The sequence below is a fragment of the Streptomyces sp. NPDC047315 genome (assembly GCF_040643215.1).
GTDB lineage: Bacteria > Actinomycetota > Actinomycetes > Streptomycetales > Streptomycetaceae > Streptomyces.
The window spans coordinates 223,779-248,536 of sequence record NZ_JBEYTZ010000005.1; the positions used below are offsets into that span (position 1 = coordinate 223,779).

At 72.5% G+C, this 24,758-nt stretch carries 22 protein-coding genes; 14 read left to right on the plus strand and 8 right to left on the minus strand.

The genetic code is table 11. The features are described 5' to 3' along the window. Positions 1–35 precede the first annotated feature (35 nt). Positions 36–1,733: a BCCT family transporter gene (locus ABZ842_RS07495; protein WP_361533485.1), complete on the plus strand. Its 1,698-nt coding sequence runs from the start codon at positions 36–38 to the stop codon at positions 1,731–1,733. A gap of 55 nt (positions 1,734–1,788) precedes the next feature. Here ABZ842_RS07495 and ABZ842_RS07500 read toward each other — a convergent pair whose 3' ends face one another. Then, positions 1,789–2,181, minus strand: a complete 393-nt coding sequence (locus ABZ842_RS07500; RefSeq protein WP_361533206.1) for a hypothetical protein — start codon at positions 2,179–2,181, stop codon at positions 1,789–1,791. 74 nt (positions 2,182–2,255) lie between these two features. Beyond that, positions 2,256–3,452 (minus strand): hypothetical protein, encoded by a 1,197-nt coding sequence (locus ABZ842_RS07505; RefSeq protein ID WP_361533209.1) that lies wholly within the window; start codon positions 3,450–3,452, stop codon positions 2,256–2,258. Between the two features lie 105 nt (positions 3,453–3,557). Between ABZ842_RS07505 and ABZ842_RS07510 the strand changes: the two genes are divergently transcribed. Next, positions 3,558–4,163, plus strand: a complete 606-nt coding sequence (locus tag ABZ842_RS07510; protein WP_361533212.1) for an RNA polymerase sigma factor — start codon at positions 3,558–3,560, stop codon at positions 4,161–4,163. Further along, positions 4,156–5,154 carry a hypothetical protein gene (locus tag ABZ842_RS07515; protein WP_361533215.1) on the plus strand — a complete coding sequence of 333 codons (999 nt, stop codon included), beginning with the start codon at positions 4,156–4,158 and terminating at the stop codon, positions 5,152–5,154. Before ABZ842_RS07510 ends, ABZ842_RS07515 begins: the two co-directional genes overlap by 8 nt. A gap of 13 nt (positions 5,155–5,167) precedes the next feature. On the opposite strand, the gene ABZ842_RS07520 is transcribed toward ABZ842_RS07515, so the two are convergent. Next, positions 5,168–6,424: a sugar ABC transporter substrate-binding protein gene (locus ABZ842_RS07520; RefSeq protein WP_361533218.1), complete on the minus strand. Its 1,257-nt coding sequence runs from the start codon at positions 6,422–6,424 to the stop codon at positions 5,168–5,170. 142 nt (positions 6,425–6,566) lie between these two features. Next, entirely contained in the window at positions 6,567–8,993 is a 2,427-nt protein-coding gene (locus tag ABZ842_RS07525) for a Tex family protein (RefSeq protein ID WP_361533221.1), read from the minus strand. Between the two features lie 132 nt (positions 8,994–9,125). Between ABZ842_RS07525 and ABZ842_RS07530 the strand changes: the two genes are divergently transcribed. From ABZ842_RS07530 to ABZ842_RS07540, 3 genes are all read left to right on the plus strand, one after another. Next, entirely contained in the window at positions 9,126–10,532 is a 1,407-nt protein-coding gene (locus tag ABZ842_RS07530) for a CoA transferase (RefSeq protein ID WP_361533224.1), read from the plus strand. An 81-nt stretch (positions 10,533–10,613) separates the two neighbouring features. Continuing rightward, on the plus strand, positions 10,614–11,585 hold the full coding sequence (locus ABZ842_RS07535; protein ID WP_361533227.1) for a GlxA family transcriptional regulator: 972 nt from the start codon (positions 10,614–10,616) through the stop codon (positions 11,583–11,585). Positions 11,586–11,616: 31 nt separating this feature from the next. Continuing rightward, positions 11,617–12,252 (plus strand): DJ-1/PfpI family protein, encoded by a 636-nt coding sequence (locus ABZ842_RS07540; RefSeq protein ID WP_361533230.1) that lies wholly within the window; start codon positions 11,617–11,619, stop codon positions 12,250–12,252. A gap of 146 nt (positions 12,253–12,398) precedes the next feature. Here ABZ842_RS07540 and ABZ842_RS07545 read toward each other — a convergent pair whose 3' ends face one another. Then, on the minus strand, positions 12,399–13,175 hold the full coding sequence (locus ABZ842_RS07545) for an enoyl-CoA hydratase/isomerase family protein (protein ID WP_361533233.1): 777 nt from the start codon (positions 13,173–13,175) through the stop codon (positions 12,399–12,401). 63 nt (positions 13,176–13,238) lie between these two features. Here ABZ842_RS07545 and ABZ842_RS07550 point away from each other — a divergent pair, with 63 nt between their 5' ends. After that, positions 13,239–13,874 carry a DUF308 domain-containing protein gene (locus tag ABZ842_RS07550; RefSeq protein WP_361533236.1) on the plus strand — a complete coding sequence of 212 codons (636 nt, stop codon included), beginning with the start codon at positions 13,239–13,241 and terminating at the stop codon, positions 13,872–13,874. Positions 13,875–14,018: 144 nt separating this feature from the next. Then, positions 14,019–14,588 (plus strand): ATP-binding protein, encoded by a 570-nt coding sequence (locus ABZ842_RS07555; RefSeq protein ID WP_361533239.1) that lies wholly within the window; start codon positions 14,019–14,021, stop codon positions 14,586–14,588. On the opposite strand, the gene idi is transcribed toward ABZ842_RS07555, so the two are convergent. The 3 genes from idi to galE all read right to left on the minus strand — a co-directional run bounded on the left by idi (position 14,554) and on the right by galE (position 17,621). Next, positions 14,554–15,159 carry an isopentenyl-diphosphate Delta-isomerase gene (gene idi / locus ABZ842_RS07560; protein ID WP_361533242.1) on the minus strand — a complete coding sequence of 202 codons (606 nt, stop codon included), beginning with the start codon at positions 15,157–15,159 and terminating at the stop codon, positions 14,554–14,556. The genes ABZ842_RS07555 and idi overlap by 35 nt on opposite strands. Positions 15,160–15,418: 259 nt before the next feature. Next, the gene (locus tag ABZ842_RS07565) at positions 15,419–16,357 is read right to left on the minus strand and encodes a cation diffusion facilitator family transporter (RefSeq protein WP_361533245.1); all 939 of its coding nucleotides are present in this window, start codon (positions 16,355–16,357) and stop codon (positions 15,419–15,421) included. Positions 16,358–16,643: 286 nt separating this feature from the next. Next, a complete protein-coding gene (galE, locus tag ABZ842_RS07570) occupies positions 16,644–17,621 on the minus strand; it encodes a UDP-glucose 4-epimerase GalE (protein ID WP_361533248.1) in 978 nt (325 codons plus the stop codon). Positions 17,622–17,892: 271 nt separating this feature from the next. Between galE and ABZ842_RS07575 the strand changes: the two genes are divergently transcribed. The 6 genes from ABZ842_RS07575 to hpnC all read left to right on the plus strand — a co-directional run bounded on the left by ABZ842_RS07575 (position 17,893) and on the right by hpnC (position 24,755). Further along, positions 17,893–19,716, plus strand: a complete 1,824-nt coding sequence (locus ABZ842_RS07575; RefSeq protein ID WP_361533488.1) for a DUF5941 domain-containing protein — start codon at positions 17,893–17,895, stop codon at positions 19,714–19,716. After that, positions 19,713–20,450 (plus strand): phosphocholine cytidylyltransferase family protein, encoded by a 738-nt coding sequence (locus ABZ842_RS07580; RefSeq protein WP_361533251.1) that lies wholly within the window; start codon positions 19,713–19,715, stop codon positions 20,448–20,450. Before ABZ842_RS07575 ends, ABZ842_RS07580 begins: the two co-directional genes overlap by 4 nt. Further along, positions 20,438–21,499, plus strand: a complete 1,062-nt coding sequence (locus ABZ842_RS07585) for an iron-containing alcohol dehydrogenase family protein (protein WP_361533254.1) — start codon at positions 20,438–20,440, stop codon at positions 21,497–21,499. The genes ABZ842_RS07580 and ABZ842_RS07585 overlap by 13 nt, the downstream gene beginning before the upstream one ends. After that, a complete protein-coding gene (locus tag ABZ842_RS07590; protein ID WP_361533257.1) occupies positions 21,477–22,256 on the plus strand; it encodes a CDP-alcohol phosphatidyltransferase family protein in 780 nt (259 codons plus the stop codon). The genes ABZ842_RS07585 and ABZ842_RS07590 overlap by 23 nt, the downstream gene beginning before the upstream one ends. A 36-nt stretch (positions 22,257–22,292) precedes the next feature. Then, positions 22,293–23,222, plus strand: coding sequence for an ABC transporter permease (locus tag ABZ842_RS07595; protein WP_361533260.1), 930 nt, complete (start codon positions 22,293–22,295; stop codon positions 23,220–23,222). 519 nt (positions 23,223–23,741) lie between these two features. Continuing rightward, positions 23,742–24,755, plus strand: coding sequence for a squalene synthase HpnC (gene hpnC, locus ABZ842_RS07600; RefSeq protein ID WP_361533263.1), 1,014 nt, complete (start codon positions 23,742–23,744; stop codon positions 24,753–24,755). Positions 24,756–24,758: the final 3 nt, after the last annotated feature.

Sequence of the window (24,758 nt, forward strand, 5' to 3'; positions counted from 1 at the left end):
TCGGACAGACACCCGACGACCGGGGGGCCCGGCCCGTGACGGCCGAGCCCTCCGGTCTGCCCCGGCACCCCGGGCACCCCACCACGGACCGCGTGGTCTTCGGGATCGCCGCCGTCCTCACGCTCGCGTTCGTCGTCTGGGGCGCCACCGCCACCGAATCGCTCAAGACGGTCTCGTCCACCCTCCTCGAAGGACTCATCAAGAACGGCGGCTGGGCCTTCGTGCTGGCCGCCTCCGGATTCGTGGTCTTCGCCCTCTGGCTCGCCATCAGCCGGTACGGCAGGATCCCGCTCGGCGAGGAGGGCGCCACCCCGGAGTTCCGCACCGTGTCCTGGGTCGCCATGATGTTCAGCGCCGGCATGGGCATCGGCCTGATGTTCTACGGAGTGAGCGAGCCGCTGGCCCACTTCATCTCGCCGCCGCCCGGCACCGCGCCCGCGAGCACCGGCGAGGCGATGCAGATCGCCATGGCGACGACCCTCTTCCACTGGACGCTGCACCCCTGGGCGATCTACGCGGTCGTCGGCCTCGCCATCGCGTACAGCACCTTCCGCCGCCACCGCCGCCAGACCATCAGCGCCGTCTTCGAACCGCTCATCGGAAAGCAGCGCTGCCGCGGCGGCATCGGTCGTTTCATCGACATCCTCGCCATCTTCGCCACCCTCTTCGGCTCCGCCGCCTCCCTCGGCCTCGGCGCGCTCCAGATCGGCAGCGGACTGACGGAACTGGGCTGGCTCAGCACGGTCGGCACCGGGCTGCTCGTCTCCGTGATCGCCGTGCTCACCGCCGCCTTCGTGGTGTCCGCGGTCTCCGGCGTGGAGCGCGGCATCCAGTGGCTGTCCAACACGAACATGGTGCTGGCGCTCGTCCTGGTGCTGTTCGTCTTCGTGGTCGGCCCCACGATCATCGTGCTCGACCTGCTGCCCACCTCCATCGCCGCGTACTTCGGCGAACTGCCCCAACTCGCCGGCCGCACCGAGGCCACCGGCGGAAAGGCCGTCGCCGACTGGCTCAGCAACTGGACGGTCTTCTACTGGGCCTGGTGGATCTCCTGGACGCCCTTCGTGGGCATGTTCATCGCCCGCATCAGCCGCGGGCGCACCATCCGCCAGTTCGTCGGCGGTGTGATCCTGGTGCCCAGCACCGTCAGCCTCATCTGGTTCGCGGTCTTCGGCGGCACCGCGATGAAGCTCCAGGAGAAGGCGCGCCTCGGCGACGAAGCCACCCCCGAAGGACAGCTCTTCGCCCTGCTCCAGCAGTACCCCATCCCGACCGCGACCAGCATCCTGGTGATGGTCCTCGTCGGCATCTTCTTCGTCTCCGGCGCCGACGCCGCGTCCGTCGTCATGGGCACCCTCTCCCAGCAGGGCACCTTCGAACCGGCCCGCCTCGTGGTGGTGTTCTGGGGCATCGTGACCGGCGCCGTCGCCGCGATCATGCTCTTGGTCGGCAGCGGCGAGGGCGACGCCCTCGCCGGCCTGCAGAACCTGACGATCCTGGTTGCCGCGCCCTTCGTCGTCGTGATGATCGGCATGTGCGTGGCCCTCATGCGCGACCTGCGGCACGACCCGCTGATCGTCCGCGGCGAAGTGGGCACGGAGGCCGTGGAGTCGGCCGTGATCGCCGGCCACGAGAAGTACGACGGCGTCTTCGAGATCCGCATCGGCCCGGGCACCGCGCCGCCGCCGGAGCCGGACGCGCCGTCCGGCTCCGGCGGGGACCGCACGATGTGAAGCCGGCGGGAGCGGAAGCCTCCGACCAGAGGCTCCGGCTCCCGCCGCGCGGGGGTTAGGGACGGGAGATGGAGGTCCGCCCGAGGAAGGTCGTGGAGCCGCCCGGGTTGATCTTGTAGAGGTCGATGTCGAGGGTGCGGGCTCCGCCGGGGAAGTTCGTGGAGTGGGTGAAGTTGAAGCCCGTGGTCCCGTACTCGCATGCGGTGCGGGTCGTGGTGGTGCTGTCGGGCTTTGTGCTGAACTTGGCGTGGACGCAGCCGTTCCAGTGCGACGTGACGTCTCCGGTGATGCGGATCGAGCGGTCGAAGAACTCGGCGGTGCCCTTGGTGCTGCCCTGCCCGCTGGGCAGGTTCCACCCGCCGGGCGCAGCCGCCGCCGGCCCCGTCCCCGTCATCAGCACGGCAGCCGCCGCAGCCGCCACTCCCATGCCCTTGAACACCGTACGCATGATTCCTCCTGTGGGATTCGTCCGAACCGTGCTTGCGCGGTCCCTCGTGGGGCCGCAGCTCCGAGCGCTGGTGGTCAGCTCGGAAGTCTGGGCTGGAGGTCGTTCGACACCATGTCGAAGATCCCCCAGTAGTCGTCGATCCACTTGCCGTCCGGCAGGCCGGTTGAGGTCGCCACGTGCGCGAACGCCTCCACTCCGACCCAGCCCTGGAACTCGCCGGCGTCGTCGATCACCTGGAGCATGGGGCGCGGGTGCGAGTTGTACAGGTAGCAGGGCTGCTGCTGGGCCAGGTCCTGGCACCAGTACTCCTCGGTGTTGCGCCGACCGCCGCCGATCTCGCCGATGTAGCGGACGCGGTCTTTGTCGACGCCCTGGCACGAGGTGTTCTGCTGGAGCCAGCCCATGCAGGGGCTGCCGTCGCACAGCCGCCACGGGTCCGCCGCCGCCCCGAAGGTCCAGTCGCCGCCCGTCTTCTCCCGCGCCACGATGCTCGCGTTCGTGACCTTCTGCTTCTTGGCCACCACGAAGTCGCCCCGGTACGGCTCCGCGTTGTAGCGGGGGTCCTGGACGAGTTGGCTCATCGAAGCCCGGCTCGTACGGTCCAGGGGGGCGTTGCTCCCGTAGCCGACGCCGAAGTTGGCGTACGCCGAGAAGGCACCGGGTTCGGGGACCGTGACGTAGTCGGTGACGGGCCCGTGGAAGGTGGGGCTGGCGATCTTGGCCACGCGTCCGCCGGCGAGACCCGTCGTGAGGTTCCAGTTCTCGGTGACGGGCCGGCCGAGCGCGGTGCCCGCGGCGTCGTGGGTCCACGTCACCGCGAGCCGCCCGTCCGCGGCGTGGGCGAAGGTGCCCCGGTACCCGCCCGTCGGGTCCCCGGCGAAGCCGTCGACCGTCCGCACCGCACACGTGGGAACGGCGCCGCCGCAGTTCGCGGTCATCGCGTCCACCCGCCGCGGCTGGTCCCGCTGGTTCCAGGTCCAGTAGTTCGTGGTGACCGTGCCGTCGTCCTTGAAGGCGTAGTACCCGAGCCGCACCCAGTTGCGGAAGTTGTTCTTCGTCGCGAGGTCCATGTGGCCGACCGAGACCACCCAGTTCGCCTTGCCCCCTGGCAACGGGGTCAGGGCCCGGGCCGGCCCGGCGGTGACCACCGACGCCGCGAGGAGAGCGGCGACAGCGGCCAGTGCCGCGACCGATCTCCTGACGACGCTGCTCAGCACGCTCGTCAACTCCACCTCCACCGTCCGGCGCCCGTCGGGGCGCTTGTTCGACACCTCCCTTTACCCGGAGCCCGCACCCGGGTTCACGGCCGGTACGAACCCGGGCCGAGACTTCGGGTAAAGACCAGTGCACGCCCCCACCACAGACACGGAGACCGCGTGAACGGAGCGCCCGGAAGACCCGTCGACGACGCCGGTGTCATAGCCGACTCCCTGGCCCAGCCCGAGCTGTTCGGCGAGCTCTACCAACGCCACGCCGCCGCCATCCACCGGTACGCGGCGCGCAGGCTGGGCGAGGACGCGGCCGACGACGTCACCGCCGACACCTTCCTGAGCGCGTTTCGCACCAGGTCCCGATACGACCTGACCCGGACCAACGCCCTGCCCTGGCTGTACGGGATCGCCGCCAACCTGATCGGCAAGCGGCGCCGGTCGGAGGTCCGCGCCCTGCGGGCCCTGGCCCGCACGGGACACGACCCCGTCGCCGACACCTGGACCGACCGCAGCGACAGCCGCGTCACCGCCCAGGCGGCACAGGCGTCCCTGGCGGCTGCGCTGGCGTCGCTGTCGACCGGCGACCGGCACGTCCTGCTGTTGGTCGCCTGGGCGGACCTCAACTACCAGGAGGTCGCCGAAGCCCTGAAGATCCCGGTGGGCACGGTACGGTCCCGGCTCAACCGGGCACGCAAGAAAGTGCGTCTCGCCCTCGGCGGCCGGGACCCGAGGCTGGTGCAGGAGTTTCCGGAGATGGTCGCCCATGGATGACGAGATGAGGGCCGTTCGACGGTTCAGGGACGACGCCCCCGGGCCCGACCGCGCACGCCTCGCCGCCGGCCACCGGCGGCTGCGGGCGGAGTTCGTCCGCGGTCGGAGCACGCCCCGTCCTCGCCGCCAACTGGCCGTGGTCGGCGCGGTCGCCTCGGTCGTGGCGACGGCGCTGCTCTCCACCGTCGTCCTACGCCAGGAGCCCCCGCCCACCGGCTCCGAGCAGCGCTCGCGGGGCTGGGTGCACCAGGAGGTGCGCTGGGACACCTGGCAGTGCGGCTCCGGCACCGACGGGTACAGCGAGGTCGGCCCGTTCAACCTGGGCCCCGCATCGCGCTCGTGCCGTGCGGAGCCGGCCGCGCCCAAGGACAGGGAGAAGTGGGTCCGCTACGACGGCTCCGCGCTCGCCACCCCCGACGAGAGCACGGAAGACGCCGACGACGTGGACGTGTGGGAGGGCAGCTACCAGGACGGCTGGGAGATGCTGGCGCCCGAGGACTCCGACGAGTTGATCGCCCGACTGGAGGTCGACCCCGCAGCCGCCCTGGAGCAGATCCGCGGCTGGTCCCTGCCCACCCGCTTCGCCGGCACCCTGCGCCTGAGCCAGGCCCAGCGCGACTTCGTCGAGGTCGTGGGGGTGTTCTCGCAGTCGCCGACCGTCCCGCCCGACAAGGCGCGGACGCTGTACGAGGTCATCACCCGGTTGCCGGGAGCCACCGAGCCGGCGCGGGTCACCGACGGGCTGGGCCGGGCCGTCCTCGCGGTCGGCGTGCAGGGCGAGCACCGGGACTCCTCGGACGAACGCAACGCCATGCAGGTGCTGCTCGACCCCGAGACCTTCGCCTACCGAGGCGTACGGTACGTCGCCGGGCTCGACTACCACGTGGGCGGACGGTCGTCAGGGGGCCCCTTCGTCGCCAGGGGCACGGTCGTGGCCACGGCGACCCGAGTCTCCACGGAACGTGTGGACAAAGCGGGCGAACGCCCCTGAACCCGACGAAGCATCACGGGGAGCGCAACAGGGCGTCGGCAGCCGCGGCGGCCGACGCCAACGCGTCCTCAGGACTCTTGCTGCCGTTCAGCGCCGCTCGGATCTCGGGCGCGAGCACCGCCATCACCTGCCGCGAAGCCGGGTGCGGCTCACCCGGAGTGGCGCTGGCCAACGCCGTCCGGTACTGCATCGCGTACGGCGAATCGCTCGGCACGACGACGTCGGCGCGCGGCGAGAGATAGCCGCTGGCCCGCCCCAGGGAACGGATCTGCTCCGGGCGCGTCATGAAGGCGAGGAACTCCGCGGTCTCGGCCCGGTGCCCGGACCGTGCGCTCGCCGCGAGGACGCCGGGCGCACCGAACGCCACCTCCCGGGCGGGCCCCTTGAGCGGCCCGCCCACCAGCACGTTCTCCCCGCCCCAGGTGCGCGCCGCCAGATCCGCGTCCGCCAGGATCACCGAGAAACCCATCGCGGCCCGCTGCTGCCCGAGCGCCTGCCCGCCGAGGCGGTTGTTGTTCGTCACCGCGGACGACGGGATCGCGCCCCCTCGGGAGAGGTCGGTGAGGAAGCGGAGCGCCTGCAACCCCTCCGGGCCGTTGAAGGCGACCCGGTCGCCGCCCTCGGCGAAGACCCGGCCGCCGGCCTGCCACAGCAGGGGGTAGAAGTTGAGGTTCAGTGAGGCGTCGTCGGAGGCCGAGTAGTCGAGGAGGGCGATGCCCTTGTCGCGTAGCTTCGGCGCCGCCGCCCTGATCTCGTCCCAGGTGGCGGGCGGTGTCGTGACCCCCGCCTCGGTCAGCAGCCGCTTGTTGTACAGCGTCGTCGTGGCCGTCTGGTAGATCGGCGCGCCGTAGACGCGCCCCCGCACCGTGACCGCACCCAGGGCGCTGGGCAGGAACTTGTCCGCCGTGCCCTTGAGGGCGGAGTCGACGGGGAGGAGCAGCCCCTGGGAGGCGAAGCGGGGTATCTGGTCCGGCAGCAGGAGGACGGCGTCCGGTGCGTCGTCCCCGCTCAGGGCACTGGCGATCTTCTCGTCCCGGCCGGCCCACGGCAGTCGCTCGACGGTGAGTCGGACCCCGGGCGCGGACCGCTCGAAGTCGTCCTCGACGCCCCGCCAGTACGCCGCGTCCCGCTCCGGATCGGTGATCACCGGATACATCCACACGGTCAACTGCACCGGCTCGGGCTTCCGCTGCTGACCGCACCCGGTGAGGAGCAGGGCTAACGACAGCAGACCGGCACCGGTGACGTACCACGATCTGGTGCGGACCAAGGAGACACCCCTCGTGACGGACGGCCGGGCCAACTCCGGCCGGTACGCCGTCGAAGGCCCCTCGAAGCGCCCCGCCGCGGAGCTCCCCCGACCGTCGGCCGGGGGAGCACCGTGCTCGGGGAGCGCGCGGTGGTGCGATGACTCAGCTGCGCCCGCGGTCCTTGCCCGTCAGCCCCGCGCGCCGCAAGGCGTCAGCCATGGCGCTGTTCACCGGCGCGGGGCCCTGACGGTCGCCGCCGCGGCCCCGGGCGCCGCCGGTCGACCCCTGACCACCTTGACCGCCCTGGCCGCCGCGGCGCTGCTGCGGTCGCCCGCCGCGCTCGCCGCCCCGCTCCCCGCCGCGCTCACGACCGCCCTGCCGGGGCGCGCCCGCCGCCGGCTGCGCCTCGTCGTCCAGGCGCAGCGTCAACGAGATCCGCTTGCGCGGGATGTCGACGTCCAGCACCTTCACCTTCACCACGTCACCCGGCTTCACCACGTCGCGCGGGTCCTTGACGAAGGTCCGCGACATCGCGGACACGTGCACCAGACCGTCCTGGTGGACGCCGACGTCCACGAACGCGCCGAAGGCGGCCACGTTCGTCACGACGCCCTCCAGCACCATCCCGGCCGCCAGGTCGCCGATCTTCTCGACGCCCTCTTTGAACGTGGCCGTCTTGAACGCCGGCCGCGGGTCCCGGCCCGGCTTCTCCAACTCGCGCAGGATGTCCGTCACCGTCGGCAGGCCGAAGGTCTCGTCCACGTACGCGTCCGGCCGCAGCGAGCGCAGCACGGCCGTGTTCCCGACCAGGGCCGCCACATCCCCACCGGTCGTCTTCACCATCCGACGGACCACCGGATACGCCTCCGGGTGCACGCTGGAGGCGTCCAGCGGGTCGTCGCCGCCGCGGATCCGCAGGAAGCCCGCGCACTGCTCGTACGCCTTCGGGCCGAGCCGCGCCACGTCCTTCAGCGCCCGGCGGGAGCGGAAGGGGCCGTTCGCGTCGCGGTGGGCGACGATGTTCTCCGCGAGCCCGGCGCCGATGCCCGACACCCGCGACAACAGCGGCGCGGACGCCGTGTTCACGTCCACCCCGACGCCGTTCACGCAGTCCTCGACGACCGCGTCCAGCGAGCGGGAGAGCTTCACCTCGGACAGGTCGTGCTGGTACTGGCCGACGCCGATGGACTTCGGGTCGATCTTCACCAGCTCCGCCAACGGGTCCTGGAGACGGCGCGCGATGGAGACGGCGCCGCGCAGCGAAACGTCGAGACCGGGCAGTTCCTGCGAGGCGAACGCGGACGCGGAGTACACCGACGCACCGGCCTCCGACACCATCACCTTGGTGAGGTTCAACTCCGGGTGCCTGCTGATCAGCTCGCCCGCGAGCTTGTCCGTCTCCCGGGACGCGGTGCCGTTGCCGATGGCCACCAGGTCGACCGAGTTCTCCTTCGCCAACCGCGCCAGCTTCGCCAGCGCCTCGTCCCACTTGTTCGCCGGCACGTGCGGATAGATCGTGTCGGTGGCGACGACCTTGCCGGTCGCGTCGACGACGGCCACCTTCACGCCCGTGCGGAACCCGGGGTCGAGCCCCAGCGTGGCCCGCGTCCCGGCCGGCGCCGCCAGCAGCAGATCGCGCAGGTTCGCCGCGAAGACGCGCACCGCCTCGTCCTCCGCCGCCGTGCGCAACCGCAGCCGCAGATCGATCCCGAGGTGCACCAGGATGCGGGTGCGCCACGCCCAGCGGACCGTGTCGGCCAGCCACTTGTCCGCCGGCCGGCCCCGGTCGGCGATCTGGAAGCGCCGTGCGACGCGGTTCTCGTACGTGGTGGGGCCGGGGGCGTCCGATGGCTCCTCCGGCTCCAGGACGAGGTCGAGGACGTCCTCCTTCTCGCCCCGCAGCAGCGCCAGCACGCGGTGCGACGGCAACTGCCCGAAGGGCTCGGCGAAGTCGAAGTAGTCCGCGAACTTCGCGCCCGGGCCCTGCTCGGCGTCGCCCTTGCCCTCGCGCACCTTGGAGACCAGCCGCCCCCGGGTCCACATCGTCTCGCGCAGCTCGCCGATGAGGTCCGCGTCCTCGGAGAACCGCTCGGTGAGGATCGCCCGGGCGCCCTCCAGCGCCGCGGCCGGATCGGCGACGCCCTTGTCCGCGTCGACGAACGCGGCAGCCGCCGCGGCCGGCTCCACCGACGGATCCGTCAACAGGCCGTCGGCCAGCGGTTCGAGCCCGGCCTCCCGGGCGATCTGCGCCTTCGTCCGCCGCTTCGGCTTGAACGGCAGATAGATGTCCTCCAGCCGGGCCTTGGTGTCCGCGGCCCGGATCTGCGCTTCCAGCGCCTTGTCCAGCTTGCCCTGCTCGCGCACCGAATCCAGGATCGCCGTACGACGGTCCTCCAGTTCGCGCAGATACCTCAGCCGCTCCTCCAGGGTGCGCAGCTGGGCGTCGTCGAGCATCTCGGTGGCCTCTTTGCGGTACCGCGCGATGAAAGGCACGGTCGACCCGCCGTCCAGCAGTTCCACGGCGGCCTTGACCTGCCGCTCCCGTACGCCGAGCTCCTCGGCGATCCTGCCTTCGATCGACATCGTCACGGTTCCCCGACTCGCCTTCCATGCTGGCTGTGCTTGCGCCTGCATTGTGCCAAACCGTTCCCCGGGCCGGGCCCGACCACGCGGCCCGCGGCCGGAACCGGCCCGCCGCGCGGACTCGGGCAGACTGGCTCGATGATCGACACCGCCAGGTCCACCGGACCGAACGATCTTCCCGACGCGGCCACCGCGCACGCCTGGGCCGCCCTGGGTGGCGCACCCGAAGCAGCGGCCACCGTGACGTTCCACCCGGCGCCGGGCGCGCTCCAAGCGCGGCTGCCCGTACGGGAGTTGGCGCGCGCCACCGTCGGCGTCTGCTCGCTGGCCGCCGCCGAACTCCTCGCCCGCCGCAGCGGGACGCCGGTGCCCGCCGTGCGGGTGGACGAGGCGGCTGTGGCCACCGCGTTCGTCAGCGAGCGGCACGTGCGCATCGACGGCCGCGCCCCGGCGTCCTTCGCACCGCTGTCCGGCTTCTGGCGCGCGGCGGACGGCTGGGTGCGCACCCACGCGAACTATCCGCACCACCGCGCGCGGTTGCTCGACGCCCTCGGCATGCCCGACCCGGGGGACGACTCGGCGCGGGCGCGCGCCGCCCTCGCCGCCGAGCTGGCCGACCGCTCGTCCCGTGCGGTGCAGGAGGCGGTGTACGCGGCCGGCGGTCTCGCGGTCGCCGTGGCAGCCGCGCCGCCGGGCGTCCTGAGTGCCGGGCTCCCCTTGGTCGAGACCCGCGACCTGGGGGCGGGCGCGCCCCGCGAACTGCCGTCGGCGGCCCTGCCCGCCCAGGGAGTGCGGGTCCTCGACCTGACGCGGGTCATCGCCGGGCCCGTGGCCACCCGCACCCTCGCCCTGCTCGGTGCAGACGTCCTGCGGGTCGATCCGCCCGGCATCCCCGAGGATCCCGACGCGCACGCCGACACCGGCATCGGCAAGCGCTCCACCCTGCTCGACCTCGCCGCCCCCGCGGACCGACGCGCCTTCGACGCCCTCCTCGACGAAGCCGACGTCCTCGTCGGCGGCTACCGCCCCGGCGCCCTCGCCGCGTACGGACTGACCCCCGACGCACTCGCGGCCCGCCGCCCCGGCCTGATCGTCGCCGAGCTGTGCGCCTGGGGCCACGAGGGGCCGTGGGCCGGCCGGCGCGGCTTCGACAGCCTCGTGCAGGCCGCCAGCGGGATCGCCGCCGTGGAAGCGGACGCCGACGGCCACCCAGGCGTGCTGCCCGCGCAAGCCCTGGACCACGGCACCGGACACCTGCTCGCGGCGGCCGTGCTGCGGGCGCTGACGGAGCGCCACGCCACCGGCGGCGGACGGCTGATCCGGCTCTCCCTCGCGGGCACCGCGTCCTGGCTCCTGAACGGCCGCGACACCGCGCAGCCCGCGGGGCCCGCTGCCGCGCCCGACCCCGAACCCTGGCTCACCGAGACCGCGTCGCCGTACGGCACCCTCCGCCACGCCCTGACGCCGGTGCACTACGAGGGCGCGCCCCGCACCTGGCGCCGCCCGCCCACCCGTTGGGGCACCGACCGCCCCGCCTGGGCCTGAGAGGGCCACCGGCGCCCGATGGCAGGAAAGGTGGGGTGCTCGTCATTGCGGCCGTGACCGGGCCGTACGGAGGATGGAGCCATGACCGAACGAGCCGTCCTCGTGGTCCTCTTCGACGGGGTCCAGAGCCTGGACCTGACCGGACCCGTCGAAGTCTTCAGCGGCGCGGACGCGATCGCGGGGCGCACCGCGTACCCGCTCGGCACCGCATCGGTGGACGGCCGGCCCGTACGCACCTCCAGCGGGCTCACCCTGCTGCCCGACACGGACCTGGCGTCCGCTGCCGAGCCGCACACCCTGCTGGTGCCGGGCGGGCCGGGCACCCATGCGCCCGCGCCGGCCCTCGTGGACTGGCTCCGCGAACACGGGCCGCGCGTCCAGCGCCTCGTCTCGGTCTGCACCGGCGCGGAACTGCTCGCGCACGCCGGACTGCTCGACGGCCGGCGCGCCACCAGCCACTGGGCGCACTGCGCCGACCTCGCCCGGGCGCACCCGGCGGTGCAGTTCGACCCCGAGCCCATCTTCGTGCGGGACGGCAAGATCGCCACCTCCGCCGGCGTGACCTCCGGCATCGACCTCGCGCTCGCGCTCGTCGAGGAGGACCTGGGGCGGGACGTGGCGCTCACCATCGCCCGCCACCTGGTCGTCTTCCTGCGCAGGCCCGGGAACCAGGCCCAGTTCAGCGCCCAACTCACGGCCCAGACCGCGCGGCGCGAGCCGCTGCGGGACGTCCAGAGCTGGATCAGCGAGCACCCCGCCGGAGATCTGTCCGTCGAGGCGCTGGCCGCCCGCGCCCGGCTGTCCCCGCGCCACTTCGCCCGCGCCTTCCGCGCCGAGACCGGAGTCACTCCCGGCCGGTACGTGGAGCGGGTACGCCTCGAACACGCCCGCCGGCTCCTGGAGGAGACCTGCGACGGCGTGGAGGAGGTCTCCCGGGCCAGCGGATACGGCACCCCGGAGGCGATGCGCCGGGCGTTCGTCCGTGCGCTCGGCACCGCACCCGCCGAATACCGCCGCCGGTTCCACGTGCCTGCTCCCGCGGGCACCGACTGAACCCCGAACCCAGATCGACGCAAGGAGAACCATGCAGATCGCCGTCCTGCTCTACGACCGCTTCACCACCCTCGACGCCGTCGGCCCCTACGAACTCCTCGGGCGGCTGCCCGGCTCCGAGGTCGTCTTCGTCGGCAAGGAGGAAGGGCCCGTCCGCGGCGACCAGGGCACCCTCGCACTCGTCGCCGACCGGACCCTGGCCGACGTGACCAGCCCCGACATCCTGCTCGTGCCCGGCGGGCCGGGCGACGAGGCGGCGCGGGCCGACGGGGAGGTCACCGAGTGGCTGCGCACCGTGGACGCCACCACGACCTGGACCACGTCCGTGTGCACCGGCTCCCTGCTGCTCGCCGGCGCCGGACTGCTGGACGGCCGGCGCGCCACCAGCCACTGGCTCGCCCTGGAGGAACTGGGGAGCCTGGGCGCCCGGCCGTCCAGGGAACGCGTGGTCTTCGACGGCAAGTACGTGACCGCGGCCGGGGTCTCCTCCGGCATCGACATGGCGCTGCACCTGCTCGGCAAGATCGCCGGCGACGACGTCGCCCAGAGCGTCCAGCTGCTGACCGAGTACGACCCGCAGCCGCCGTACGACGCGGGCTCGCCGGACAAGGCGCCGGCGCACCTCGTCGCCCAGTGGCGCACCGGCGCGGCCGAGATCATGCAGTGACGCTCCGCTAGGTTCGTGCCCGGGGGCCCGTCCGCTGTCCCTTCGGACGTTGCCGCCGTTTCCCTACGGGCCGCAGACGCAACGACACAGGCCGCCGCCCGGCGAAACCGCGCCCGGCGGGGCATCCGCTGACGGGCCGGGGGCGGTCAGGTGGTCCAGGTGAAGCGGGGGGCACGTCGCTCAAGGAACGCGGTGACGCCCTCCGCGGTGTCGCCGCCCGGGCCCGACTGCTCGGTCGCCTGCCGCTCCCAGTGCGCGTCCCGGTCGGTGCGCCCGGTGACGAACTCCTTCGTCGCGACCTGGGTGAGCTGGGAGCGCGCGGTGAGGGTCCGGGCGAAGTCGGCGACCCGCGCGTCCAGTTCGCCGCTCGGCAGCACCTCGTCGACCAGCCCGGTCCGCAGGGCCCGCGCCGAGTCGACCAACTCGCCGGAGAACAGCAGGAACTTCGCCGTCGAGGGGCCCACCAGCGCGGTCAGCCGACGGGTCGGCGCCGACGGGTACACCACTCCCAGCTTGGCGGGGGTGATGCCGAACTGCGCGCCCTCCTCCGCGAACCGCAGGTCGCAGGCGACCGCGAGCTGACAGCCGCCGCCGACGCAGTGCCCGCGCACGGCGGCGAGCGTCGGCTTGGGGAAGGCGGCCAGCGCCTCTTCCGCCCGGCCGGCCAGCTCCTGGAGGCGCTGGCCGGGCTGCTGCAGGGCGGCGACGTCCGCACCCGCGCTGAAGGTGGCTCCCGCGCCCCGTAGCACCAGGACGCGCACCAGCGGATCCCCGGCGAGCCGGTCGAGGAGCGGCGGCAGGGCGCGCCACATCTCCGGGGTGAGCGCGTTGCGCTTGGCGGGGCGGTCGATGACGACCGTCGCGACGCCGTCGGCGACGGTGTGCGAGACCTGGGGCTCCGTGCCGGAGCGGGCTGCCTCCATGCGCCGGATGCTATCCGCAGCGGGGCGACCTACGATCAAGGAGGGGTGAGGAGGCAGAGGGACATGGCCGGTACCACCCGCTCTCCCGGGCCGGAGGAGCCCAGGAAGCTCAAGCGCAACTTCGGCCTGTTGGCCGTGCTCGGCACCATCCTGGTCATCGCCGGAGTGGTGGGTCTGATCTACACCGGGGTCGCGACGCTCACCTCGATGCTGCTGTTCGGCTGGCTGCTGCTGATCGGCGGCCTCGTCGGGCTGGTGCACGCGATCCAGTCCCGGGGCAGCGACTACTTCTGGCTGGCCGTGGTGGTCGCCGCGCTGAACATCGCCGCCGGCATCGTCGTCATCCGCCACCCGTACGGCTCGGCGGAGGCGCTGACGCTGTTCGCCGCGCTGCTCTTCCTCACCGGCGGGCTGTTCCGGCTGGTCGGCAGCCTCGTGGTGCGCGGGCCGCAGTTCGGTTGGACGGTGTTCCAAGGCGCCGTGGGGCTGGTCCTCGGCATCCTCGTGCTGGGCAACTGGCCCGAGAGCAGCCGTTACGTGCTGGGGCTGTTCTTCTCGCTGGCGCTGCTCTTCGACGGTCTCGGCCTGATCGCCATCGGCGTCGGCGGGCGACGGATCGTGCGCATGGTCACCGAACCGGACGCGCCGGGGTGGCCCGCCGACCGGCCGGGGAACGGTCAGGGGCGTTCACCGCTCTGATCGCACCGTGCTCACGCGGTCAAAAACCATCGATTGGCGTTGTTTTCCGGTCCGGTCGGCGGTCCGTACCAGTGCGCCGCCAACACTCTTTACCCGAGGGTCAGTGTCAGTGCCAGTCGAGCCGATCGTGGGGGACTGAATCGTATGGAGAGCCGCGGAAGCGTCCCGGCCTGGCCGTCCACGGGCAACGGCGGGGGGTCGGAGGCCCGCGGCGGCGTCTGGCGCTTCACCGTGCCCACGGCCGACGCGTCCGTGCCCGAGGCCCGGCACGCGGTGCGCGACCTGTTGGGCAGACAGGGACTCGCGGCCGGCGACGACGTCGTGCAGGGGCTGCTGCTGATCCTGACGGAGCTGGTCACCAACGCCGTGAAGCACGCGGCCCTGCTCTCGCCCGAGGTCGCCGTGGAGGTCGCCGTAGGCGGGGGCCGGGTCCGGGTCGCCGTCGAGGACGACCACCCCTACCGCCCCACGGCGCTGGAGACGGACTGGCGGCACACGGGCGGGCGCGGGCTGCTGCTCGTGCGGGAGATCTCCCGGGAGGCGGGCGGGACGTACGACGTCGAGCCCACCGCGGGCGGCGGGAAGGTCGTCTGGGCCGAGCTGCCACTGGCCGCGGTACGGCCGGGCGGCGGCGCCCCGCTCCTTCCGGGGCAGGTGCCGCCGCCCGTACCGAGGTCGGTCACCAGCCGCCGGCCGGACCCGTCAGCTCCCTGATCGCGGGCCGCGCCGCGTCCAGCACCGTCATGAACCAGGCGGAGAACGGCGCCGACGCGTGCCGCTCGGCCAACTCGTCGGGCGTGACGAAGACGGTGTCGTCCACCTCCTCCGGGTCGGGGGCGGGCGCGGCCTGCACCATGCCGACGAAGAGGTGGTTGTACTCCTGCTCCACCAGGCCCGATTCCGGGTCGGGGTGGTTGTAGCGAACCGTTCCCGCTTCGGCGAGCAGCGAGGGGGACACGCCCAGCTCCTCGTGGGTGCGCCGGGCGGCGGCGGCGAAGGGCGCCTCGCCGGGGTAGGGGTGTCCGCAGCAGGTGTTGGACCAGACGCCGGGGGAGTGGTACTTCCCGAGCGCGCGGCGCTGGATCAGCAGCCGCCCCCGCTCGTCGAAGAGGAAAACCGAGAAGGCGCGGTGCAGCCGGCCGGGCGGCTGGTGCGCCGAGAGCTTCTCCGCGGTGCCGATGGTGGTGCCGTGCTCGTCGACCAGTTCGAGCATGATCGCTGGTGGGGCTCCGTTCGACGCGCTGTTCGACGCGTTGTTCGGGGCGGTGGCTGGTGAGGTCGGCATAACCATCCTTCGCATCGGTGCTCGGCCCTGGGGGCCTGCCCAGTCTGCCGCACAAGAGCGGCTTGTCCGCACTTCGGCGGAGCGGGCATGTTCCCTGCGCTACCCTCGCGCGGACCCCCGGGGGCGGCACCGCGCGCCGGACGCCCTGCGGCCCCCCGATACCGGATCGTGCCCCGCTCCGTACGGTCGGAACCGTACGGAGCGGGGTCGAACATGCGATCCGTCCGAAGCCCGCCCGCGGCCGGGGCGGGGCCTGCCCTCAGTGGCAGAGCTTGGCCTCGTGCGCCGCGTGGCCGACCGGCTCCAGTTGGAAGGTGCAGTGCTCCACGTCGAAGTGGTCCCCGAGGCACCCCTGGAGGTCGTGCAGCATCTTCTCGTGCCCCACCGCGTCCAGCACGTCCTGGGCGACCACCACGTGCGCCGACAGCACCGGCATGCCGGACGTGATGGTCCAGGCGTGCAGGTCGTGGACGTCCTCGACGCCCGGCAGCGCCAGTACGTGCGCCCGCACCTCGGCCATGTCGACGTTCTTGGGCGCCGCCTCCAGTAGCACGTTCAGCGTCTCCCGCAGCAGCTTCACGGTCCGCGGCACGATCATCAGGCCGATCAGCAGCGAGGCGATCGGGTCCGCGGCCTGCCAGCCGGTGAGCAGGATGATCACGGCCGAGACCAGCACCGCGACGGAGCCGAGCGCGTCGTTCAGGACCTCCAGGTACGCGCCGCGGACGTTCAGGCTGTCCTTCTGGCCGCGCATCAGCAGCGACAGCGAGATCACGTTCGCCACCAGGCCGACCAGCGCGAACGCGATCGTCAGCCCGCTCTTGGTCTCGGCGGGGGTGATGAACCGCTCCACCGCCTCGAACAGCAGGAACGCACCCACGCCGAGCAGCAGCAGGCTGTTCGCCAGCGCCGCCAGGATCTCCGCCCGGGCCAGCCCGAAGGTGCGGTTGGTGCTGGGCGGACGGTTCGCGAAGTGGATCGCCAGCAGGGCCATAGTGAGCCCGATGCCGTCCGTCGCCATGTGCGCGGCGTCCGCGACGAGGGCGAGCGAGCCGGTGACGACACCGCCGACGATCTCCAGCACCATCACGCTCAGCGTGATCGTCAGCGCGACGCGCAGCCGTCCCTTGTAGGCAGCGGCGGCCGTGCCGGTCGGCGGCCCTCCGTGCGCATGCCCGTGATCGTGCCCAGCCCCCATGAAGAACGCCTCCAGGTCGTCGGGGAAATCTCCCTGCCGAGACCTCAGTGAACTACGGGTGGGGGGTATGTGGCAACACGGCACTGAACACCGTTGTCATTCCCCTGACCTGCGGAAACGAGCCTGCAGGTCAGCCGGGTGCAGATCGTCCGTACGGGCGGCGCCGGCCCGCTTTGGCGTCCCTTTGGAGCCGTGGCGAACCGCGTCGCAAGCCGGCCGGAAACACTCGGGCCCCGACCGAGGAGGCTGCCTCGATCGGGGCCCGGCGATCTCGCCGTACGGTTGGTCAGCGCGCCTGCGGGTGGCGCAGCAGCCAGCCTTCCCACGCGGACTCGACCATCTCCCGCACCCCGCGCCGGGCCCGCCACCCCAGCTCGTCGGCGATCAGGTCCACCGCGGCGACGGCCCGGGCGGCGTCGCCCGGGCGGCGCGGCTCGACGACCGGCTCCACGTCCCGACCGGTGACCTCGGCCACGACCCGCGCCAGCTCCCGCACCGACACCCCGACGCCGCGCCCCACGTTCACCGTCAGGTCCCCGGCGCCGTCCTCCCGGGCCAGCCGGGCGGCCACGGTCAGATGGGCGTCCGCGAGGTCCGCGACGTGGATGTAGTCACGGATGCAGGTGCCGTCCGGCGTCGGATAGTCGTCGCCGAAGATCCGCGGGGCCTCGCCGCGGGTGATCCGGTCGAAGAACATCGGGATGATGTTGAACACCCCGGTGTCCGACAGCTCGGGACTGTCGGCGCCGGCCACGTTGAAGTAGCGCAGACAGGCCGTGGAGATCGAGTGCGCCCGGCCCGTCGCCCGCACCAGCCACTCGCCGGCCAGCTTCGTCTCGCCGTACGGGTTGATCGGCACGCAGGGCGCGGACTCCGGGATCGGGTCCACGTCCGGCACCCCGTACACCGCCGCGGACGACGAGAACAGGAACCTGCGCACCCCGGCCGCGACCACGGCCTCCAGCAGCACGGTCAGCCCGTACACGTTCTCCCGGTAGTAGTGCAGCGGCTGCTCGACCGACTCCCCGACCTGCTTCTTCGCCGCGAAGTGGATCACACCGGAGACACCGTGCTCACGCAGGACCCCGTCCAGCAGCTCCCGGTCGCGCACCGAACCGCGCACAAGCGGAACCCCGGCGGGCAGGCGCTCGACGATCCCGGACGACACGTCGTCCAGGACCACGACCTTCTCACCCGCCTCCGCCAGCGCGCGCGTCACGTGCGCGCCGATGTACCCCGCCCCACCTGTGATCAGCCATGTCATACGAACCACCCTATGACCTGTGGGCCCCCGAACCCCGCGGCGTGACCTGCAAACGGGGCGGCCCGCACCTCGCGGTTTGTGAGGTGAGCCTCTGATCGACAATGATGATCTACCGACGGGTCCTCACCGCGCGTTCCCCGCGTCGAGCGGGTGCAAACAGCCAGTGAACTCCCGCCCGAACACATCCGATAGCCTCTGCCGACGAGCTGCCGCCCGTGCACCGGGCCGAGCCGCCGGCATCCGCACCCTCGGTCCCAAGGAGTGAGTTCGTCTGTCGACCGCCATCCTCACCGGTCCGTCCGTGCCCGGATCGTCGCTTGAGGGCGATCTGCGGTCGTTGGGCTTCGACGTACGGGTCTCGCCCGGCGCCGACGAGACCGCCGCGCTGCTCGCCGCCGCCCCCGCCGCGGACCGCGTCGCCGTCGTGGACTCCCGTTTCGTGGGGCACGTGCACGCCCTGCGTCTCGCGCTCACCGACCCCCGCTTCCCGCTCGCCGCGATCCCGGGCGCGATCACCGCGCAGCCCGCGGCCCGCGACGGGCTGACCCGGGCCCTCGCGGACGCCGCGCCGGCCGCCGGCGGCAACGGCGCCGTCGCGACCTCCGAGCGCACCGACGCCCTGCCCGACTCGCTCGCCGCCGCACTGGAGGCCGAGGGCGCCACCGTGCACCGGCCGGAGCTCGGCTCGCTCGTCGCGACCGTCCCCGACGACCCCCAGGCCCGCAACGAGGCCCGCCAGGCCGTCGCCGCCGTCGACGACGAGGCCGTGCGCCTGCGCTCCGCGGTCAAGGCCCGCGACGGCTTCTTCACCACCTACTGCATCAGCCCGTACTCCCGCTACATCGCCCGCTGGTGCGCCCGGCGCGGACTGACCCCGAACCAGGTCACCACCGCCTCGCTGATCACCGCGCTGATCGCGGCCGGCGCCGCGGCCACCGGCACCCGCGCCGGCTTCGTCGCCGCCGGCCTGCTGCTGCTCTTCTCCTTCGTCCTGGACTGCACCGACGGGCAGCTCGCCCGCTACTCGCTCCAGTACTCGACGATGGGCGCCTGGCTCGACGCCACCTTCGACCGGGCCAAGGAGTACGCGTACTACGCCGGCCTCGCGCTCGGCGCCGCACGCGGCGGCGACGACGTGTGGGCGCTGGCGCTGGCCGCGATGGTCCTGCAGACCTGTCGACACGTCGTGGACTTCTCCTTCAACGAGGCCAACCACGACGCCGTCTCCAACACCAGCCCCACCGCCGCGCTCTCCGACCGCCTCGACAGCGTCGGCTGGACGGTGTGGGTGCGCCGGATGATCGTGCTGCCGATCGGCGAGCGCTGGGCGATGATCGCCGTGCTCACCGCCGTCGCCACGCCCCGGATCGTCTTCTACGCGCTGCTCGTCGGCTGCGCCTTCGCCGCCTGCTACACCACCGCGGGCCGCCTGCTGCGCTCGCTGACCCGCAAGGCGAAGCGGACCGACCGCGCCGCGCAGGCGCTGGCGGACCTCGCCGACTCCGGGCCGCTGGCCGAGGCCGTCGCCCGCGGCGCCCGCTCCCCCGCCGCCAGGCTGCCCGCCTTCGCGGCGCCCGTGATCGCCTTCGTCGGCGGCGCTGCCGTGGTCGCCGCAGCGGCCTTCGCCGACTACGGCTCGTACGTCCCCGTCGGCGCCGCCGCCCTGTACGTCCTCACCTCCGGCCTCGCCGTCGCCCGCCCCCTCAAGGGCGCCCTCGACTGGCTGGTCCCCCCGGTCTTCCGGGCCGCCGAGTACGGCACCGTCCTGGCGATCGCCGTCCGCGCGGACGTCCCCGGCGCCCTGCCCGCGGCCTTCGGCCTGATCGCGGCGGTCGCCTACCATCACTACGACACGGTGTACCGCATCCGCGGCGGCACGGGCGCGCCCCCGCGCCTGCTCGTGCGGCTGATCGGCGGGCACGAGGGCCGCACCCTGGCCGTCGTCCTGCTGGCGGCCCTGCTGAGCGCCACCGACCTCACCATCGCGTTGACGGCGCTCGCGGTCGCCGTCGCCCTCGTGGTGCTGGTGGAGAGCATCCGGTTCTGGGTGTCCTCCGCCGCACCCGCAGTACACGACGAAGGAGAACCCGCATGATCGGCCTCGTACTGGCAGCCGGTGCCGGACGGCGTCTTCGCCCCTACACCGACACCCTTCCGAAGGCCCTCGTGCCGGTCGACGGCGAACGCACCGTCCTCGACCTGACCCTGGCCAACTTCGCCGAGATCGGACTGACCGAGGTCGCCGTCGTCGTCGGCTACCGCAAGGAGGCCGTGTACGAGCGCCAGGCCGAGCTGGAGGCCACGTACGGCCTGAAGCTCACCCTCGTCGAGAACGACAAGGCCGAGGAGTGGAACAACGCCTACTCCCTGTGGTGCGCCCGTGACGTGCTGAAGCGGGGCGTCATCCTCGCCAACGGCGACACCGTCCACCCGGTCTCCGTCGAGCGGACCCTGCTGGCCGCCCGCGGCGAGGGACGGAAGATCATCCTCGCCCTCGACACGGTCAAGCAGCTCGCCGACGAGGAGATGAAGGTGATCACCGAGGACGGACTCGGGGTGCGCCGGATCACCAAGCTGATGGACCCGGCGGACGCGACCGGCGAGTACATCGGCGTCACGCTGATCGAGCCCGAGGCCGCCGCCGAACTCGCCGACGCCCTGAAGGCCACCTTCGAGCGCGACCCCGACCTCTACTACGAGGACGGCTACCAGGAGCTGGTGAACCGCGGGTTCACCGTGGACGTCGCCCCCATCGGCGACGTCCGCTGGGTGGAGATCGACAACCACGACGACCTCGCCAAGGGCCGGGAGATCGCGTGCCAGTACTGACCCGGCTGATCCCCTCGCCGGTCGTCGTCGACATCCGGCCTGGCGCGCTGGACGACCTCGCGGTCATCCTCGCCGACCAGCGGATCTCCTCCTCCGGCACGCTCGCCGTCGCGATCAGCGGCGGCTCGGGCCGCGCCCTGCAAGAGCGGCTGGCGCCCTCGCTGCCCGGCGCCCACTGGTACGAGGTCGCCGGCGGCACCATCGACGCGGCCGTGCAGCTCGCCGACAGCATCAAGGGCAAGCGGTACGACGCCGTCGTGGGGCTGGGCGGCGGGAAGATCCTCGACGTGGCGAAGTACGCCGCCGCGCGCGTGGGGCTGCCCATGGTCGCCGTCGCCACCAACCTGGCGCACGACGGCATCTGCTCCCCGGTCGCCACCCTCGACAACGACAACGGCCGCGGCTCGTACGGACTGCCCACCCCGATCGCCACGGTGATCGACCTCGACGTGATCCGGGACGCCCCGCCGCGCTACATCCGCTCCGGCGTCGGCGACACCGTCTCCAACCTCTCCGCGCTCGCCGACTGGGAGCTGTCGCACCGCGTCAACGGGGAGAAGGTCGACGGGTTGGCCGCCGCCATGGCCCGCACCGCCGGCGAGTCGGTGCTGCGCCACCCCGGCGGAGTCGGTGACGACGCGTTCCTCACCGTCCTCGCCGAGGCCCTGGTCCTCACCGGGATCGCCATCTCCATCAGCGGGGACACCCGGCCGTCGTCCGGCGCCTGCCACGAGATCAGCCACGCCTTCGACCTGCTGTACCCGCAGCGCGCGGCCAGCCACGGCGAACAGGTCGGCCTGGGCGCGGCGTTCGCCATGCACCTGCGGGGGGCCACGGAGCAGTCGGGCCTCTTCGCCGACGTGCTGCGCCGGCACGGGCTTCCGGTGCTGCCGGACGAAATCGGCTTCACCGCCGAGGAGTTCGTCACGGCAGTGGAGTACGCGCCGCAGACCCGTCCCGGCCGCTTCACCATCCTCGAACACCTCGACCTCACCACCGACCAGATCAGGGACGCGTACGCCGACTATGCCAAGACCATCCGTAGCTGAACTCCGCCCGGTCGTTCACCCGGAGGGCGTGAAGGACCGGAGAAGCGGTGAGCACTGGGCCGGACGCCTGTACATGCGGGAGATCTCGCTGCGCGTCGACCCGTATCTGGTGAACACCCGGATCACCCCCAACCAGCTGACCTACCTGATGGTCGTGGTCGGGGTGCTGGGCGGCGCCGCGCTGCTGATCCCCGGACTGACCGGCGCGGTCCTGGCGGCCGTGCTGTTCCAGGTGTACCTGCTGCTCGACTGCGTCGACGGCGAGGTCGCCCGCTGGCGCAAGCAGACCTCCGTCACCGGGGTCTACCTGGACCGCATCGGCCACTACCTTTGCGAGGCGGCCCTGCTGGTCGGGTTCGGCGTCCGCGGCGCGGACGTGTTCGGCGACGGCCGGGCCGAGTGGCTGTGGGCCTTCCTGGGCACGGTCGCGGCCCTCGGCGCGATCCTGATCAAGGCCGAGACCGACCTGGTCGACGTGGCCCGGCAGCGCAGCGGTCTGGCCGCGGTCAAGGACGAGGCGTCGGTGCCCCGCTCGTCCGGGCTGGCGCTGGCCCGTCGTGCCGCCGCCGCGCTGAAGTTCCACCGGCTGGTCGGCGGCATCGAGGCCAGCTTGTTCATCCTGGTCGCGGCGGTGCTGGACATGGTCCAGGGGGACCTGTTCTTCACCCGCCTCGGCATCGCGATCCTCGCCGGGATCGCCGTCGTGCAGACCCTGCTTCACCTGGTCTCCATCCTGGCGTCCAGCAGGCTCAAGTGATACTCCGCCGTGCATCCCGAAGAGAGAGTTCCACTGGTGAGTGACACAACGCAGAACGGCGCGACTGCGACGACCGCCCGGGTGTCCGGGGACGACGCGCTGACCCCGGCCCAGCTCGCCGACAAGTACGGCCTCACGGTCAGCGGCGCCCGGCCGGGCCTCGTGCAGTACGTCCGGCAGCTGTGGGGCCGGCGCCACTTCATCCTGGCGTTCTCGCAGGCCAAGCTGACCGCCCAGTACAGCCAGGCGAAGCTCGGCCAGCTCTGGCAGGTGGTGACGCCGCTGCTGAACGCCGCCGTCTACTACCTCATCTTCGGGCTGATCCTGAACTCCGGGCGGGGGATGAGCAAGGACGTCTTCATCCTCTTCCTGGTGACGGGCGTCTTCGTCTTCACCTTCACCCAGACCACGGTGACCGCGGGCGTGAAGTCCATCTCGGGCAACCTGGGCCTGGTGCGGGCGCTGCACTTCCCGCGTGCCTCGCTGCCGATCTCGCTGGCGCTCCAGCAGCTCCAGCAGCTGCTGGTGTCGATGCTCGTGCTCGGGCTGATCGCGGTCTCCCTGGGGAGCTACCCGGCGCTGTCCTGGCTGCTGATCCTGCCGGCGCTCACCCTCCAGTTCGCGTTCAACACCGGCCTCGCGCTGATCCTGGCCCGGCTCGGCAGCAAGACGCCGGACCTGGCCCAGCTGATGCCGTTCATCATGCGGACCTGGATGTACGCCTCCGGCGTGATGTTCTCCATCCCGGTGATGCTCAAGGACAAGCCGGAGTGGATCGCGAACCTGCTCCAGTGGAACCCGGCGGCGGTCTACATGGACCTGATCCGCTTCGCGCTGATCGACGGCTACGGCTCCGAGAACCTGCCGCCGCACATCTGGGCCTTCGCGGTGGGCTGGGCGGTCCTCTTCGGCGTCCTCGGCTTCGTCTACTTCTGGAAGGCCGAGGAGCGCTACGGACGTGGCTGACCGCACCGCGTGCGGGCGCGCGCGGCGAAGGCGCGGGCGGCAGTAGCCCGCGAGACCACGCGCTCCGCACGCTGTGATGCAGGGCGGCCGGACACCGTGTCCGGCCCCGATCGAGGCCCCCGCGGTGACATCCGGACGGGGGCCTTCTCGCGTCCTGACGGGGGAGGGCCGGTGGTCGGCCCGCACCCGTCGGGCAGGCCCCAGGGCAAGCGGAGGCCAACTCGGCTTGTGGGAGGGAAGGTTGATCATCGATGGTGCGTTCTTGCTATCAGCACAACACCCCCGCCGTTGGGCGAGCGTTGTACAACGTAAGCTGTACCGGTGCCCAATCGCGGCAAGTGGGGCGATACGCCCGCGGTGCCCCGTCGGGCGGACCGTCCCCGCGCGGGAGCCGACACCGGCGGCGTGTCCGAAATAGGATGGATTGGATCAGCAGTGTAGAACGGGAGATGTGCCGGCAATGATCGAAAATCTCCACCTCCGCGAGGCTTTCGCCGTCCCCGCACCGGGCAGTCCCGAATGACCGGCACCCGGCCCGAGCGCACCGCGCTCCCCTCTGGCCCCACGGGCCCCGAGCGGGCCACCCTCGACAAGGCCCCGCACGAGAACTTCCCCGTGGCACCCTTCTTCCTCCCGCGCTCCTGGCGCGCCGACCTGATGGCGCTGTACGGCTACGCCCGTCTCGTCGACGACATCGGCGACGGCGACCTCGCGCCCGGCGGCGCGGACGCCCGCGCGCTCGGCGTGGCGCCCGACGACGCCGACGACCGGCTGCTGCTCCTCGACGCGCTCGAAGCGGACGTGCGGCGCGTCTTCGCCCGCGCGGGCGAAGCCGGCCCGGACGCGACGAACGCGACAGGCGCGACGGACGGGGGCGATGGGGGCGAGTGGGTCGATGGGGCCGAGGGCCCCCGTCACCCGCTGCTGCGGGCGCTTGAGCCCACCGTCCGCCGCCACTCGCTCACCGCCGCCCCCTTCCACGGGCTCATCGCGGCGAACCGCCAGGACCAGCAGGTCCGCCGCTACGAGACGTACGAGGAACTGCTCGCCTACTGCGAGCTGTCCGCCAACCCCGTGGGGAACCTGGTCCTCCAGGTCACCGGCACGACGAGCCCCGAGCGGCTGCGCCGGTCCGACGCGGTGTGCACCGGGCTCCAGATCGTCGAGCACCTCCAGGACGTGAGCGAGGACCTCGCCCGCGACCGGATCTATCTGCCCGCCGAGGACATGCGGCGTTTCCATGTCACCGAGGCCGACCTGTCGGCCCCGACCGGGAGCGCGTCGGTGCGCGCCCTGGTCGCGTACCAGGCCGAGCGCGCCCGTGGGCTGCTGGACGAGGGCCATGCACTCGTGGGCAGCGTCCACGGCAGGCTGCGGCTGCTGCTCGCCGGTTTCGTGGGCGGCGGGCACGCCGCGCTCGACGCGATCACGGCCGCCGGCTTCGACGTACTGCCCGGGCCGCCCAAACCCGCCAAGACGACCCTGCTGCGCCAGGTGGGGGCCGTCTTGCGTAGAGCCCGTAGAGAGGGGTGAGCC

Bases quoted from the DNA above. Each gene is read 5' to 3' on its own strand.
- ABZ842_RS07500 (WP_361533206.1), bottom strand. From the start codon at position 2,181: ATGCGTACGGTGTTCAAGGGCATGGGAGTGGCGGCTGCGGCGGCTGCC.
- ABZ842_RS07530 (WP_361533224.1), top strand. From the start codon at position 9,126: ATGATCGACACCGCCAGGTCCACCGGACCGAACGATCTTCCCGACGCG.
- ABZ842_RS07580 (WP_361533251.1), top strand. From the start codon at position 19,713: ATGATCGGCCTCGTACTGGCAGCCGGTGCCGGACGGCGTCTTCGCCCC.
- ABZ842_RS07555 (WP_361533239.1), top strand. From the start codon at position 14,019: ATGGAGAGCCGCGGAAGCGTCCCGGCCTGGCCGTCCACGGGCAACGGC.
- ABZ842_RS07540 (WP_361533230.1), top strand. From the start codon at position 11,617: ATGCAGATCGCCGTCCTGCTCTACGACCGCTTCACCACCCTCGACGCC.
- galE (WP_361533248.1), bottom strand. From the start codon at position 17,621: ATGACATGGCTGATCACAGGTGGGGCGGGGTACATCGGCGCGCACGTG.
- idi (WP_361533242.1), bottom strand. From the start codon at position 15,159: ATGCCGACCTCACCAGCCACCGCCCCGAACAACGCGTCGAACAGCGCG.
- ABZ842_RS07545 (WP_361533233.1), bottom strand. From the start codon at position 13,175: ATGGAGGCAGCCCGCTCCGGCACGGAGCCCCAGGTCTCGCACACCGTC.
- ABZ842_RS07565 (WP_361533245.1), bottom strand. From the start codon at position 16,357: ATGGGGGCTGGGCACGATCACGGGCATGCGCACGGAGGGCCGCCGACC.
- ABZ842_RS07590 (WP_361533257.1), top strand. From the start codon at position 21,477: ATGCCAAGACCATCCGTAGCTGAACTCCGCCCGGTCGTTCACCCGGAG.
- ABZ842_RS07515 (WP_361533215.1), top strand. From the start codon at position 4,156: ATGGATGACGAGATGAGGGCCGTTCGACGGTTCAGGGACGACGCCCCC.
- ABZ842_RS07535 (WP_361533227.1), top strand. From the start codon at position 10,614: ATGACCGAACGAGCCGTCCTCGTGGTCCTCTTCGACGGGGTCCAGAGC.
- ABZ842_RS07550 (WP_361533236.1), top strand. From the start codon at position 13,239: ATGGCCGGTACCACCCGCTCTCCCGGGCCGGAGGAGCCCAGGAAGCTC.
- hpnC (WP_361533263.1), top strand. From the start codon at position 23,742: ATGACCGGCACCCGGCCCGAGCGCACCGCGCTCCCCTCTGGCCCCACG.